11 protein-coding genes are annotated in these 14,108 nt (G+C 68.1%); 3 read left to right on the forward strand and 8 right to left on the reverse strand.

Translation table 11 applies throughout. From position 1 onward, the window contains the following. Window positions 1-97 precede the first annotated feature (97 nt). Complete coding sequence (locus ACFY93_RS13340; protein ID WP_391357224.1) at window positions 98-802, forward strand: FCD domain-containing protein; 705 nt, start codon at window positions 98-100, stop codon at window positions 800-802. A gap of 67 nt (window positions 803-869) precedes the next feature. On the opposite strand, the gene ACFY93_RS13345 is transcribed toward ACFY93_RS13340, so the two are convergent. Next, entirely contained in the window at window positions 870-2,330 is a 1,461-nt protein-coding gene (locus tag ACFY93_RS13345; protein ID WP_391357227.1) for an aminopeptidase P N-terminal domain-containing protein, read from the reverse strand. Between the two features lie 497 nt (window positions 2,331-2,827). Between ACFY93_RS13345 and ACFY93_RS13350 the strand changes: the two genes are divergently transcribed. Together ACFY93_RS13350 and ACFY93_RS13355 are read left to right on the forward strand one after the other, a co-directional pair. Beyond that, the gene (locus tag ACFY93_RS13350; protein ID WP_391357230.1) at window positions 2,828-5,410 is read left to right on the forward strand and encodes a collagenase; all 2,583 of its coding nucleotides are present in this window, start codon (window positions 2,828-2,830) and stop codon (window positions 5,408-5,410) included. A gap of 166 nt (window positions 5,411-5,576) precedes the next feature. Next, on the forward strand, window positions 5,577-6,797 hold the full coding sequence (locus tag ACFY93_RS13355) for a S1 family peptidase (RefSeq protein WP_391357233.1): 1,221 nt from the start codon (window positions 5,577-5,579) through the stop codon (window positions 6,795-6,797). A 172-nt stretch (window positions 6,798-6,969) separates the two neighbouring features. On the opposite strand, the gene ACFY93_RS13360 is transcribed toward ACFY93_RS13355, so the two are convergent. From ACFY93_RS13360 to ACFY93_RS13390, 7 genes are all read right to left on the reverse strand, one after another. Then, window positions 6,970-7,962 carry an ornithine cyclodeaminase family protein gene (locus ACFY93_RS13360; protein WP_391357235.1) on the reverse strand — a complete coding sequence of 331 codons (993 nt, stop codon included), beginning with the start codon at window positions 7,960-7,962 and terminating at the stop codon, window positions 6,970-6,972. Beyond that, on the reverse strand, window positions 7,959-9,005 hold the full coding sequence (locus ACFY93_RS13365; protein ID WP_391357238.1) for a proline racemase family protein: 1,047 nt from the start codon (window positions 9,003-9,005) through the stop codon (window positions 7,959-7,961). Before ACFY93_RS13365 ends, ACFY93_RS13360 begins: the two co-directional genes overlap by 4 nt. Window positions 9,006-9,010: 5 nt before the next feature. Beyond that, entirely contained in the window at window positions 9,011-9,727 is a 717-nt protein-coding gene (locus ACFY93_RS13370; RefSeq protein ID WP_391357241.1) for an ATP-binding cassette domain-containing protein, read from the reverse strand. After that, entirely contained in the window at window positions 9,721-10,560 is an 840-nt protein-coding gene (locus ACFY93_RS13375) for an ATP-binding cassette domain-containing protein (protein WP_391357243.1), read from the reverse strand. The genes ACFY93_RS13370 and ACFY93_RS13375 overlap by 7 nt, the downstream gene beginning before the upstream one ends. Next, on the reverse strand, window positions 10,557-11,657 hold the full coding sequence (locus ACFY93_RS13380; RefSeq protein ID WP_391357246.1) for a branched-chain amino acid ABC transporter permease: 1,101 nt from the start codon (window positions 11,655-11,657) through the stop codon (window positions 10,557-10,559). The genes ACFY93_RS13375 and ACFY93_RS13380 overlap by 4 nt, the downstream gene beginning before the upstream one ends. After that, window positions 11,657-12,556, reverse strand: a complete 900-nt coding sequence (locus tag ACFY93_RS13385; protein ID WP_391357249.1) for a branched-chain amino acid ABC transporter permease — start codon at window positions 12,554-12,556, stop codon at window positions 11,657-11,659. The genes ACFY93_RS13380 and ACFY93_RS13385 overlap by 1 nt, the downstream gene beginning before the upstream one ends. Window positions 12,557-12,632: 76 nt before the next feature. Next, window positions 12,633-13,784 carry an ABC transporter substrate-binding protein gene (locus ACFY93_RS13390; protein ID WP_391357251.1) on the reverse strand — a complete coding sequence of 384 codons (1,152 nt, stop codon included), beginning with the start codon at window positions 13,782-13,784 and terminating at the stop codon, window positions 12,633-12,635. Window positions 13,785-14,108 lie beyond the last annotated feature (324 nt).

Below are 14,108 nucleotides of genomic sequence, written 5' to 3' on the forward strand. Positions count from 1 at the left end.
GCACATGCTGTCCGGAGATCCGGGGGTCTAGGCCGACCACGTGAAAACGTGACATTGTATAGCCGGGGTCATGGACCGGACGCACGGAGGTACAACGATGCCGCCTCACCTCAAGCCGCGGTCGATCTCGGTTCAGACCCATCTGCGTGATCAGGTGGCCAACGCGCTCCGGGCGGCGCTCATAGCAGGCGAGCTCCGTCCCGGTATCGTCTACTCCGCACCCGCCCTGGCTGCGGAACTCGGTGTCTCTGCCACCCCGGTTCGTGAAGCCATGCTGGACCTGGCCCGGGAGGGGCTGGTCGAAGCAGTGCGCAACAAGGGGTTCCGCATCACCGAGATGACCGATCGGGACCTCGACGAGTTCACCGAGATCCGGACTCTCATCGAGGTGCCCACCGTGGGGCAGGTCGCTACGACCGCGAGCGTGGAGCAACTGGAGTCTCTGCGCCCGATGGCTCGGGAGATCGTGACGGCGGCCCAGGCGCACGACGTCCTCAAGTACCTGGAAGCCGATCACCGGTTCCATCTGGAACTGCTGGCCCTGGCTGGTAACCGTCATCTCGTCGAGGTCGTGGCCGACCTGCGTAAAAGGTCACGTCTGTACGGGCTGGGCGATCTCAATGAGTCGGGGCGTCTGGTGTCCTCCGCTCGGGAGCACATCGAGCTCCTCGACCTCATGGTGGCTGGTCAGGTACAGGAGGCGGAGAACTGCATGCGCCGTCATCTCTCCCATGTTCGTACTCTGTGGGCGGAGGGCCAGGCGGACTCGGAGAAGGCGCGACTCGGCTCCCGGTCTCGGTAGTCGGCCGTTTCGCGCATCGCGCTCATGCGTCTGTGCGGCGAAGGCGGCACCGCGGACCCGGCGCTGTTCAGTCATCGAGGAGCTGGGCCATCCACTCCTCCACCTCGGTCGCTTTGCGGGGCAAGGCGTCCGAGAGGAGCTTTGCGCCGTTGGCCGTGATGAGCAGGTCGTCCTCGATGCGAACACCCAGGCCGCGTAATTCCAGGGGCAGGGTCTCGTCGTCGGGCTGGAGGTAGAGGCCGGGCTCGACCGTCAGGACATGGCCTGCTTCCAGTACGCCGTTCGGGTACGTGTCCGCACGGGCCTGGGCGCAGTCGTGCACGTCGATGCCGAGCATGTGCCCGCTGCCGCACAGTGTGTATCGGCGGTGCAGGCCGTTGTCCTCGGCCAGCGCCTCCTCGGGGGAGACACGCAGGACGCCCCACTCGTGCAAGCCCTCAGCGATGACACGCATGGCCTCTCGGTGGAAGTCATCGAACAGGGCGCCGGGCCGCAGGGTGGCGATGGCGGCCTCCTGGGCGGCGAGAACCAGTTCGTACACGTCGCGTTGTGCGGGGGAGAAGCGTCCCGACAGGGGAAGAGTACGGGTGATGTCCGCCGTGTAGAGCGTGTCCGTCTCGACGCCGGCGTCCAGGAGCAGGAGCTGGGACGGGTCGAGCTCACCGTCGTTACGAGTCCAGTGCAGCACGCAGGCATTCGCTCCGGAGGCGGCGATGGTGTCGTAGCCGGTCCCGTTGCCCTCAGCCCGCGCGAGCAGATTGAACACGCCCTCGATCCAGCGCTCCCCACGGGGGTGGCGCAGTGCCCGTGGCAGGGCGCGCACCACTTCGTCGAATGCCACCGTGGTGTGGTGGACGGCCAGTTGAAGCTGCCCGACTTCCCAGGGTTCCTTGACGAGTCGCAGTTCTGACAGCGCGGTCTCCAACTCGGCGTCTCTGGCAGGGCTACGACTCTTCGGGGATACCAGGGGGTCCAGGCGTGGATCGGTGGTGGTCACCATACGGGTCAGCGGGCACGAGCCCGTGAGCAGCTTGGGAAGGTCGTCCAGGGGTTCACAGCGCAGGCCGGTCAGTGCTGCGGTCTCGTCCAGGCCGGACCGGCGGCCCACCCAGAACTCACCGTGGTGACGGTCGCGGTAGAAGCCGCTGCTGTCACGGGGGGAGCGAGGTCGTATGTAGAGCACGGCTTCGTGCCTGTCGGATCCGGCCGGCTCCAGTACGAGCGCGTGGCCGGCCTGGTCCTCGCCGGTCAGGCCGGTCAGCCAGGCGTAGGCGCTGTGCGGGCGGAATCGGTAGGCGGTGTCGTTGGAGCGCCGCTGCTGCGCACCGGCGGGTACGACGAGTCGTTCGCCGGGAAAGGAGGTGGAAAGCCGCTCCCGACGGTGCGTCAGGTCAGGATGGCCGGGATCCTGGTCGGCAGCGGGCACCGGGTGGGGCCCCCACCCGGTGGTCATGAACGAGTCCAGCGCCGCGGAGACCGGCCGGTCGTGGCTGCCGACGTGCGGGAGGGCGGCGAAGCCGGAGGGCATGAGCGCTCCTTTCGTGACGGGCGTGGCGAGGGGAAGGGCTTCACTGGACGGGGCGCCGCTTCGCTGTAAATAAAATTGCACATTACTATGTCACGGGTTACGTCCCACAGCACTGCTCTTCGCCTCGTCCGGCGACCTGTTCTCTTGTCCTGCAGCGGCGTCCTTGCCCCAGCGCCGCCAAGAGGTGCGTCCGTGGAGACGGCGGCACGCTGGTCACCTTCTGGCGTCTCCAACTTCCTTGCGTGGACGGTCTGTCGAGGAGATGGGCTCAGATCGGGAGTCAGCGATCCGGGCCTTCACAGGGGCGCTGCCCGAACCGAGCCAGAGACCTTCCCTGAACCATGTGATCTGTGCCATGGTACATGGCACAGGTTGTGGTCATGTCAATCTCTGGCATCCGTAGCCCTCTGCCAACGGGCGACGGCACCCCCAGATTCACGGCCTGCACACCCATCGGTCACGCACCCGCGTGGCCCTACCCCTCATGGGAGGCGTAGGTGAAACGCACATCCGTCCGGCGCAGGCTGGCCGCAGTGCTGCCCCTGGCCCTGGCTTGTGCCATGGGCGCGAGCCTGCTCGCGCCGTCGGCCCAGGCGCAGGCGAACTCTTCGACGCTCTCGGCACATGCCACACCCAAGGGCGCCGACCCGGCTCCCTTGGCCCAGTCCGCCACCGCCGACACCGGGCATGTCGCCAAAGGCCGCCTGAAGGCTTCTCAGCTCCCCCCGCTGGCCGCGGACAAGGATGCGCTCAAGGAGCCCTACGGCCGGCCCGAAACTCCGCAGGGCAAACCCACCAAGACGGTCAAGGGACAGAAGAAGGGGACGGCCAAGGGAAAGTCCGCAGCCGCGTGCAACAGCGCGGACTTCACCAGCCGTACCGGCAGTGCGCTGGTGCAGCAGATCAAGGCGTCCACGACCGACTGTGTGAACACGCTGTTCAACCTGACCGGGAGCGACGCCTCCGCCGCGTTCCGCGAGTCCCAGATGGCCTCCGTCGCCTACGCGTTGCGTGACGGCTCGGCGTCCTACCCGGGCAATGCGAGCACCGGCATGCCCCAGCTCGTGCTCTTCCTGCGCGCCGGCTACTACGTCCACTGGTACTACCCCAGCACGGTGGGCACCTACGGCAGCACCCTCAAGACCGCCATCCGCTCCGGCCTCGACGCCTTCTTCGCCAGCTCCCACTCCCGGGACGTCACCGACGCCAACGGCGAGACGCTGTCCGAGGCGGTCACCCTCATCGACAGCGCCGAGGAGAACGCCCGCTACCTGTACGTCGTCAAGCGGCTGCTGGCGGACTACAACTCCACCTGGAACACCTCCTGGTACATGCTCAACGCGGTCAACAACGTCTACACCGTGACCTTCCGCGGCCACCAGGTCCCCGAGTTCGTCAGCGCCGTCCAGGCCGACCCGAGCGTGATCGACGCCCTGTACGGCTTCGCCTCGAACCACCTCTCGCTCCTCGGCACCGACCAGGCCTACCTCACCTCCAACGCCGGGCGCGAACTGGGCCGCTTCCTGCAGCACTCCACCCTGCAGAGCAAGGTCCGCCCGCTGGCCTCCGGCCTGCTGAACCAGAGCGCGATCACCGGCCGCACCGCCCCGCTGTGGGTGGGCGTCGCGGAGATGACCGACTATTACGACAAAGCCAACTGCTCCTCCTACGGAACCTGCGACCTGTCGGCCCGTCTGAAGAGCTCGGTCCTCACGGTCGACTACACCTGCAGCTCCAGCATCCGCATCCTGGCCCAGCAGATGACCTCCGGCGAGCTGGCCTCCACCTGCTCCAGCCTGCGCAGCCAGGACGCCTACTTCCACAGCACCGCCCGGGACAGCGGGCCCGTCGCCCAGGACAACAACACCACCATCGAGGTGGTGGTGTTCGACTCCAGCACCGACTACCAGACCTACGCCGGCGCGATGTACGGCATCGACACCAACAACGGCGGCATGTACCTGGAGGGCGACCCCGCCGCCGCCGGCAACCAGCCCCGCTTCATCGCCTACGAGGCGGAATGGCTGCGGCCGGACTTCCAGATATGGAACCTCAACCACGAGTACACCCACTACCTCGACGGCCGCTTCGACATGTACGGCGACTTCGGCGCCGGCACCACGACCCCGACCATCTGGTGGATCGAGGGCTTCGCCGAGTACGTCTCCTACTCCTACCGGGGCGTCCCCTACACGGAGGCGATGACCGAGGCCGGCCGCGGCACGTACGCGCTCAGCACGCTGTTCGACACCACCTACAGTAACGACACCACGCGCATCTACCGCTGGGGCTACCTCGCCGTCCGGTACATGCTCGAAAACCACCGGGCCGACATGGACAAGGTCCTCGGCTACTACCGCGCCGGCGACTGGAACGGAGCCCGCTCCTACCTCACCAGCACGATCGGCACCCGGTACAACAGCGACTGGTACACCTGGCTGGCGGCCTGCGCCGCCGGCAACTGCGGCGGGGGCACCAACCCGCCCGGCAACCAGGCTCCGACCGCCGCGTTCACCGCGAGTGTCAACGGCCTCACGGCCGCCTTCACCGACCAGTCCACCGACTCCGACGGCACCGTAGCCGCCCGCTCCTGGAACTTCGGTGACGGCACCACCTCCACCGCCGCCAACCCCAGCAAGACCTACGGCACGGCCGGCACCTACACCGTCAAGCTCACCGTGACCGACGACAAGGGCGCCACCGCCACCGCCACCCGGACCGTCACGGTCGGCAGCGGCGGCGGAACCGTCACCGAGTGCACCGGAACGGACACCAGGGAACTGGGCAAGAACTGCCAGCGCAGCGGCCAGTCCGCCACCACCGGCAACTACGCCTACCTCTACCTCTACGTCCCGGCCGGCACGACCCAGCTGAAGATCACCACCTCCGGCGGCACCGGAGACGCCGACCTGTACTACAGCGGCAGCGGCTGGGCCACCACCGGCAACTACACCGACCGCGCCACCGGAACCGGCAACAGCCACACCCTGACCATCACTAACCCGCCTGCCGGCGCCAACTACATCAGCCTGTACGCCGCGTCCGGCTTCTCCGGAACCACCGTCACCACGCAGTACTGACGGACGCGCGACCGGAGCGACAGGTCCACCGCGGCTCGGGCGGCTCCCCCCGCTCCGGGCGGGGTCCGGGGAGGCGGCACGGTCCACGACCGCCTCCCCGGACCCCCGGGGGAACCACCCGGCAACGCCCGCACCACCGGCTCCGCTCCACCGAAGGAGGTAACCGATGAAGGCATCATCGACGCGTACCCGACTCCGCCTCTTATGGCCGATCCTCGCGTCCCTCACCGTCACCTGCGCGCTCGCCACGCCCGCCATGGGCAACAGCGACCGGGACACACCGCGGCTCAGCGCCTCGCAGCAGGCAGCCGCCACCCAACTCGCCGCAGACCACGACGTCTCCACCGCAGAGGCGCAGCGGCGTGTGCTCCAGCAGGATCACCTGACCGATGTGGCCACCTCACTGCGCAAGCGTCTGGACTCCCGTTTCGGCGGCGCCTGGATCGACCAGGAGCACGGTGGCAGACTCACGGTCGCCGTCACCCGGCCGGCAGCCTCGACACTCGCGAAGACCCAGGCGCCCGACACCGCCACCGTCGTCGTGCGCCACAGCCTGCAACAGCTCAACCGCATGTCGGACCGACTGGCCAAGCGCATCACAGCGGCCAACAAGGGAGCAGCCCACGGCCTCCAGTCCGCGACAGTGGTGCAGAGCAATCGGCTGCGCCTGGACCTGCCCAGGGGCAAAGTCCTCACCGGCTCGCAGCGCGCGGTCGTGCGGTGGGCGAAGCGCACCTTCGGCGACGCCCTCACCGTCAGCACCTACGCGCACGCCTCCAAACCCTTCTACTGCGGCGGTCAGTACTCCTGTGACCCGCCGCTGCGCTCGGGGCTGGCCATCTACGGCAGCAACATCCGCTGCTCCAGCGCCTTCATGGCCTACGACTCGTACGGCTACTACATGATGACCGCCGGTCACTGCGCGGAGGACAGCACGTACTGGGAGGTCCCCACCTACAGTTACGGCTACCAGTCGGTGGGCGGCGTCGCCGACTACTCCTTCGGCTACTACGGGGACTCGGCCATCGTCAGGATCGACGATCCCGGGTTCTGGCAGCCCCGAGGCTGGGTCTACACGTCGACGCGGATCACCGGCTGGGACCACGACTACGTCGGGCAGTACGTCTGCAAGCAAGGTTCCACGACCGGGTACACCTGCGGGCAGATCACTGAGACCGACGCGACCGTGTCGTATCCGAACCGCACTCTTTCCGGCATGACCTGGAGCACCGCGTGCGACGGGCCCGGTGACAGCGGAAGCGGCGTCTACTCCGGCTCCACGGCCCACGGCATCCTCAGCGGCGGCCCGAACAGCGGCTGCGGCATGATCCACGAGCCGATCAGCCGAGCACTGTCCGACCGCGGAGTCACGCTGTTGTCCGGCTGATCATCCAGTGCACTCGGGAGACCGCCGGGCAGTGGCCGGGGGCCGCGCTGTGAGCGGGCCCCGGCCATACGGTGTTCCTGGTCCCAGGGGCGGCTGCGGGCACCGGGCCCCCCGCGGGCCGGCGCCCGCGATGCGTACCGGCGAGCGACACGACAGATCCGTCGCACTGCCTCTAGAACTCCAACGGTCCGTGCCGAGGTCTCGGTACAGGGATGTGAGGACGCGCAACACGGCCACTTCTCCTCCCTCCTTGTCCGTACACCGCGACGGCGACCGCCAGGTCTTCCCATGCCATGCCGCTCGTCTTCACGACGGTGGGACGATCGGCCCGGACGTCCGCTTCCGAGCGGACCACATCGGTCATGGTCACCAGTGAGGCCGGATCGAGCCTGCCCTCCTGGACCGCGAGGACGACGTCGCCGGCCTCCCGGAGCGCGAGGTCGCGGCTCTCCACGACGACCGTCGCGCGTCCCATGAGCTCCCCGTCGAGCTCACGTACCGACGGTTCATGGGAGCCCACGGCCAGCACGACCGCCGAGTCGCGCACGAGACGTCCGTCGACAACCGGGTCGCGAGCCGAGGTCGCCGTGACGACGACGTCCGCCGCGCGAACGAGACCGGCGACGGCCGTGTCGCCCGTCGGCAGGTGACGATCCGCCCAGAGCGGGGTCGCGCCGCCGCGACGCGTGACAGCCGTGACCTCGCTGACGGGCATGTGCTCCCGGATCGCGTGCACATGCCCCTCGCCCTGCGGGCCCACGCCGAAGACCACGAGCCGCAGACCGCTGACGGAAGCGTTCGCGAGCCCGCGCAGCCGGTCCAGACAGGCCCCGACCGAGACTGCAGGCGTGCGCAGGGTCGTCAGCGCGGTACCGTCGAGGATCGCGGCGGGGGTCAGCGTCTCGCCGTCGTGGAGGATGTAGGTCGCATTGATCCGTCGCAGACCGCGCGCCGCGTTCTCGGGAGCGACGGTCGCAACCTTCACCCCGAACCAGCCGCCGGCCTCGGACGGCATGAGCAGCCCCTGGCCGTTGGCCAACGGGACGACGGAACGCCGCATGTCGTCGTCCGGGTCGAGCCCCGAGGCCAGGGCGTCGCGGATCGCGGCGACGGCGGCGACAGGGCCGAGCGAGAAGACGTCCTCGGCGTCGAGAACCACGCTCATCGCAGGACGAACCCTGGAACGAGCACGTCGCGGGGGTCGACGGTGAACCGGCACGTCCCGACCGCGTGGGCCGTGCCCGTCACTGCCGTGACGACCGCCGGTATTCCGTGTGCCGTGGTCTGTTCGGTGATCCGGGCGCGGAACACGGAGCCCACCACTGACTCGTGCCGCAGTTCGTCACCGGGGCGCAGTTCCCCGGCGGCGGCGAGAAGCGCGACCACGGCCGAGGTCCCCGAACCGCAAGGGGACCGGTCGACCTCCCCGTCCGCGAACACCGTGATGTTGCGCCGGTGCAGTTGTCGGCTGCCGTCGGCCCGCAGTCTCGCAGGGTGGACCTGCTCGGTGAAGACTGTCCCGTACAGCCCGGACAGCCGGGCGTCGGCCGGATGCTCGGCCGCGCCGGCGGCGTTGAGCGCGTCGCGGATCTCGCGACCCGCGGCGACGAGTTCCGGGACGTCGTCCGGCCGCACCCGCAGGCCCAGCGTCGCTGCCGGAAGCACGGCGTACATCGCACCGCCGAAAGCGATGTGGACGGCGACCGTCCCCCGTGCGGTCGCCATCCGGACGCGGGAAGCGTGGACATGGGCGGCGACGTTCGTGAACGTGACGTCCTCGACGAGACCCGCGCGGGTACGGACACTCGCCGTGACACGCCCCGACGGAACGTCGACCACGACGTCGGTCACACCGTCGGCCGGGGCCGGAACGCGACCGGAGGCCACCGCCCACGCTCCCAGGGCGATCGTGCCGTGCCCGCACGCCGTCGAGAACCCGTCCTTGTGCCAGAACAGGACTCCCAGGTGGGCCCCGGCGTCATCCGGCGGGACCAGGAAGCCGCCGTACATGTCCGCGTGACCACGGGGTTCGCTGCACAGCAGGGCCCGCGTCCACTGTGCGGCGTCGCTCTGCATCGCGACGATCCGGCGCTCGGCGACAGTGAGCCCGTCACCGGTCACCGCGGCAGGGCTGCCGGGTACGATCCGGAACGGCTCGCCGCCGGTATGCCAGTCGATCGTCTCGATCGGTCCCGTTCTCCCCATCATCCGTGTCACGCTCCCAGGTAGGCCGCGACGACCTGGGGGTCGGTACGCAGCTCGGCGGCGGATCCGGTCACTGTCACACGACCGGAGTCGATGACGTAGCCGCGGTGGGCGACCTTCAGCGCGGCTCGTGCGTTCTGTTCGATGAGCAGCACCGCCGCACCTGCCTGGTTGATCGATACGATGGCGTCCATGACCTGCGCCACGACCAGTGGCGCCAGCCCCATCGACGGCTCGTCCAGCATGACCAGCCGGGGTCCGGCAACCATGGCCCGGCCGATCGCGAGCATCTGCTGTTCCCCACCGGAGAGGGTGCCGCCCTGCTGGTTGCGACGGTCGGCCATGCGGGGGAACACGTCGTAGACCGTCTGGATCCGCTTGTCGATCGACGCGCTGTCGCGCACGGTGTAGCCGCCCAGCTGGAGGTTCTCGTGCACGGTCAGCCGCGAGAAGATCCGCCGGCCCTCGGGTACGTGCACGATCCCACGCTCGACGATCGACCAGGGCGTTGCCGCCGTGATGTCCTCTCCGTACGCCGTCACGGTCCCGGCCCGGGGACGGACCACGCCGGAGACCGTCGAGACCGTCGTGGACTTGCCTGCGCCGTTGTTGCCGAGCAGAGCGACGATCTCGTTCTCACCGACGGTGAGTCCGAGGCCCTTGAGGGCTTCCACCTTGCCGTAGGCGACCTCAAGACCCCTGATGTCCAGAACTGTGTTCACCACGCCACCTCCGTCGTGCCGCCCGGGCCCGCCTCGGCCGCGATCCGCTCGGCCTCCGCGTGCGCTTCCTCGTCCTCCGCGCCGAGGTACGCCTCGATGACCGCCGGAGTCGACCGGACCACCGCCGGTGTGCCGTCGGCGATCTCCTTGCCATGGCTGAGTACGACGATCCGTTCGGACACCTCCATGACCAAGCCCATGTCGTGCTCGATCAGGACCACCGCGATACCGAGCCCCGCGATGCGCCGCAGAAGGTGCAGCAGTTGTGTCTTCTCCCCGTAGTTGAGTCCGGCCGCCGGTTCGTCGAGCAGGAGCATGCGGGGCTCACGGGCCAGCGCTCGGGCGATCTCGACCCGCCGCTGTTCGCCGTACGGGAGATTGCGGATCTGCGCGGTCCGGTCGTACGCCATTCCCACGAAATCGAGCCACTTGTGTGCCTCGTCGGTGGCCGCCTCCTCGCCACGCCGGTAGCGCGGCGTGTGCAGCATCGCGTCGAGGCAGTTCTGCTTGATGCGGACGTGCATGCCCGCACGTACGTTGTCCAGTACCGTCAACTCGCCGAAAAGCCGGAGGTTCTGGAACGTCCGTGCGATCCCGCTCGCCGCGATGACGGCCGGCCGCTTCCCGGTGATGTCAGTGCCGTCGAACGTCACCGAGCCCGCAGACGGCCTGTAGAACCCCGTGATGCAGTTGAAGGCACTTGTCTTCCCGGCACCGTTCGGCCCGATGACCGAGAGCACCTCGCCCTCGTGGACAGAGAATGTCAAGCCGTCGACGGCACACACTCCACCGAACGAGACCGCCATGTCCCTCACGTCGAGGAGTACCTGGCTCATGACGCACCTCCTTGTGCTCGGCTTCCGCGTCGTCCTGGTTCGTGTGTCCGGGCAGGAAGCAGCCCCTGCGGCCGGAAGACCATCACGACGATCAACAGCAGACCGAAGATGAGGTAGCGCCAGTTCTCGGCGCCGCGCAGCAGCTCGGGCAGCAGCGAGATCGTCAGAGCACCCAGGACGACACCCGGCGTGGATCCCATACCACCGAGGACGACGGCCATCAGGATGAGCGCCGACCAGAGGAAGTTGAAGCTCGGCGGAGAGATCGCCGTCTGGTGGGCCGCGAACAGCATGCCGGCGATACCACCGAAGACAGCGCCGGCGATGTAGGCCGCGAACTTCACCTTGTAGGTGTGGATGCCCATGGCCTCGGCGGCATCCTCGTCCTCGCGGACGAATCGCCACGCCCGGCCTGTCCGGCCGCGCCCGAGCCTGCTCGAGAAGAGCACCGCGACACAGACGACGGCCGCGGTGATCCAGTAGAGCGTGATGTCGGCACGCAGGCCGACATCGCCGAAGTCGGGGATGCCGTACAGGCCGTTCGGCCCGCCGGTGAAGTCGAGGTTGTTCGCCGTGATGCGGATGATCTCCCCGAAGCCGAGGGTGACGATGGCCAGGTAGTCACTGCGCAACCGCAGCGTGGGCCCGCCGATGAGGAGGCCGCCCACGACCGCGGCGACCACGACCACGGGTAGGGTCGCGATCAACGGCCATCCGCACTTCGTGGTCAGGATCCCCGAGGTGTACGCACCGATCGCGAAGAACGCGGCGTAGCCGAGGTCGAGCAGCCCGCAGAAGCCGACCACGATGTTCAGCCCGACCGCGAGCATGATGAAGATGAGCGCGTCCACGGCGATCTGGATGACATACGTGCTGGAGTTGAGGTAGGGAAGCGCCAGCGCGGCAGCGGCCACACCTATGCCGAGCCACTTGCTCGCCAGGACGCTCGACGCCGCCTCCGCGACGGTCGTGCGGCTGGGCTTCGGCGTTCCGACTCCCTGGCCGGCGAGCGCGACGTTCGCCGGTGCGCGCTCCTCCACGGCGCTGACGTAGGCCGAGGCGTCCTCGCCGGTGTGCAGGGTCGATTCGTCGTTCATCACACACGCTCCGTGACACGCTCGCCGAGCAGCCCCGTCGGGCGCACGGTCAGGAAGAGGATCAGGAAGCCGAACGCGAAGACGTCACGCCACTCGCTGCCGAGGTACGCGACTCCGAACGACTCCAGCAGGCCGAGCACGAGCGCGCCGAGAACGGCTCCGCGCAGGTTGCCGATGCCGCCGATGACCGCCGCGGTGAACGCCTTGAGCCCGATGATGAATCCCATCAGGAAGTCGATCTTCCCGTAGTACACGCCTGCCATGACACCTGCGGCACCGGCCAGCGCCGATCCCAGGAAGAAGGTCCGCGAAATGACCCGGTCGACGTTGACCCCCATCAGCAGGCAGGCCCTGGGGTCCTGCGAGATGGCCCGCATCGCACGGCCTGAACGGGTCTTCCGTACCAGGATGTCGAGAGCGACCATGAGCACGACTGCGATCGCGGTCATCGCCAGTTGCGCGTAAGTGATCCGCGCGCCCGCGACGTTCAGTGTGCCGCCGCGGATGCCGATCTGATAGACCTCCGGGGTGGGGCCGAAGGCGACCGCGATGCCGTACTCGAGCGCGAAGCTCGCGCCGACGGCGGTGATGAGAACGGACAGCCGGGGCGCGCTCCGCAGCGGGCGGTAGGCCACCCGCTCAAGGACCATGCCGAAGGTGCCGGTCGCGATCATCGCGACGATCATGATGGCGATGAGCGCGACGAACCCGCCGCCGAGTGCGCCGGCGCCGAGGCTGAGCACGGTGAAGCCGGTGAACGCCCCGAGCATGTAGATGTCGCCGTGAGCGAAGTTGAGCAGTTTGATGATCCCGTAGACCATCGAGTAGCCGAGTGCGACCAGGGCGTAGAACGAGCCGACGAACAGGCCGCTGAGCACGAGTTGAACGAAGTGGTCCATGCGAGGTTCCCGGTGCGTGAGGGGAGGCAGCGACGGGTGGGTGACCGGCCGACGCGGACCGGCCACCCGGCCGACGTCACTTGTCGAGGACGAAGTCGTCGTCCTTGACGACGAGGATGTCGAAGCCGCCCACGCTCAGTGTGTGCTGAGGGGTGAACTTCAGCGGGCCGGAGAAGATCTTGAAGCCGTCAATCTGTTCGAGTGCCTTGGTGACGGCCCGGCCGTCGGTTGATCCGGCCGTCCTGACCGCTTCCGCGGCGACGCGCACCGCGTCGTACGCCTGAGTCGAGTAGGGGCCGGGAGCGGAACCGAACTTCTTCTTGTACTTCGCGACCCACGCCGCGCCATCGGGGATGGTCTGCGGGGTCTGCGTCATCGTCGCGAACACGCCCTGCGCGTTCTGCCGGCCGGCGATCTGGACCAGCTTGCCGTCTACCGAGCCGTCCGCGACCATGATCTTGCCCTTGTATCCTGCGGCCTTGAGCTGCTTGATGAGCAGGCCGCCTTCCTGGTAGTAGCCCGTCCAGTAGACGAAGTCCGCCTTGGAGTCGCGTACGGCGTTGACTGCGCCGGAGTAGTCCGACTCGCCCGCGGTGACCGACTGGTGGCTGACGACCTTGACGCCGAGCTTCTGCAGGTCGTTTCCGGTGCGCTTGGTGATGTCGGTCGAGTAGGAGGTGTTGTCGTCGATCAGGGCCACACCCTTGGCGGCCGCTGCCTTGATGAACTTCGACGCGGCATCTGCCTGTTGGATACCTGTGCCGTTGACCAGGAAGACGTTGCGCTGCTTCTGCGCGATCAGATCCGCGGAGTTGGCGGCAGGGATGAGCATCGGGATGTGCGCTTTGTCGAAGATGCTCAGTGTCGGGAGGGTCGCCGAGGAGCAGTAGCCACCGACCGAGATGTCGGTGCCGGCGCTGACAAGCTTGGCGGCACCGGCGGCGGCCGTCTTCGGGTCGCACGCCTCGTCCTCGACGGTGAGTGAGAGCTTGCGGCCGTCGACTCCGCCCCGAGCGTTGATCTCGTCGACCGCGAGTTGTGCGCCGTCCTTCATGTAGGGGCCGATGGCGGCCGAGCTGCCGGTCAGCGGCGCGAGCATGCCGAGCTTGATGGTTCCGGAGCCGTCGCTTCCGGAGTCGTCCTGGGTGATACTGCCGCCACATGCGGTGAGGGCGAATCCGAGTGTCATGACGGTGGCTGCGGTGATGCCGCGACGAATGAGGGTCATGCCTTGCTCCATCTCGCGGGGTCCGCCTGGCGCGGACCATCCGGTGGCCGAGGTGCACTGGCCGGCTTGAGAGGGGCCCCGCACGCGCATGCGAGGTGGGCCGTTGCTCGGCCAGTTGTTCTGGTGCCGCGACGGGATGTGTTCACCGTTCGTGCGGTGGAGACCGCCGCGGCACCGGTCGCTGCATGTCACAGAGCGTGGTGATGTGTGACATTGCACTGATGGGGGTGCTCTGGCTGGCAAGCCTGCCGGCGCTTGTGGCGGAGGGGTGACTTCAGCCGATTACATGTCGTTCACATCTACAATGTGTGACATTGCACTGAT

This window comes from Streptomyces sp. NPDC008313 (genome assembly GCF_042956125.1).
In the GTDB taxonomy this organism is placed as follows: domain Bacteria; phylum Actinomycetota; class Actinomycetes; order Streptomycetales; family Streptomycetaceae; genus Streptomyces.

Excerpts from the sequence above, each read along its gene's own strand:
- ACFY93_RS13380 (WP_391357246.1), bottom strand. The coding sequence starts at position 11,657 with ATGAACGACGAATCGACCCTGCACACCGGCGAGGACGCCTCGGCCTAC.
- ACFY93_RS13345 (WP_391357227.1), bottom strand. The coding sequence starts at position 2,330 with ATGCCCTCCGGCTTCGCCGCCCTCCCGCACGTCGGCAGCCACGACCGG.
- ACFY93_RS13340 (WP_391357224.1), top strand. The coding sequence starts at position 98 with ATGCCGCCTCACCTCAAGCCGCGGTCGATCTCGGTTCAGACCCATCTG.
- ACFY93_RS13375 (WP_391357243.1), bottom strand. The coding sequence starts at position 10,560 with ATGAGCCAGGTACTCCTCGACGTGAGGGACATGGCGGTCTCGTTCGGT.
- ACFY93_RS13360 (WP_391357235.1), bottom strand. The coding sequence starts at position 7,962 with ATGAGCGTGGTTCTCGACGCCGAGGACGTCTTCTCGCTCGGCCCTGTC.
- ACFY93_RS13385 (WP_391357249.1), bottom strand. The coding sequence starts at position 12,556 with ATGGACCACTTCGTTCAACTCGTGCTCAGCGGCCTGTTCGTCGGCTCG.
- ACFY93_RS13355 (WP_391357233.1), top strand. The coding sequence starts at position 5,577 with ATGAAGGCATCATCGACGCGTACCCGACTCCGCCTCTTATGGCCGATC.
- ACFY93_RS13365 (WP_391357238.1), bottom strand. The coding sequence starts at position 9,005 with ATGATGGGGAGAACGGGACCGATCGAGACGATCGACTGGCATACCGGC.
- ACFY93_RS13390 (WP_391357251.1), bottom strand. The coding sequence starts at position 13,784 with ATGACCCTCATTCGTCGCGGCATCACCGCAGCCACCGTCATGACACTC.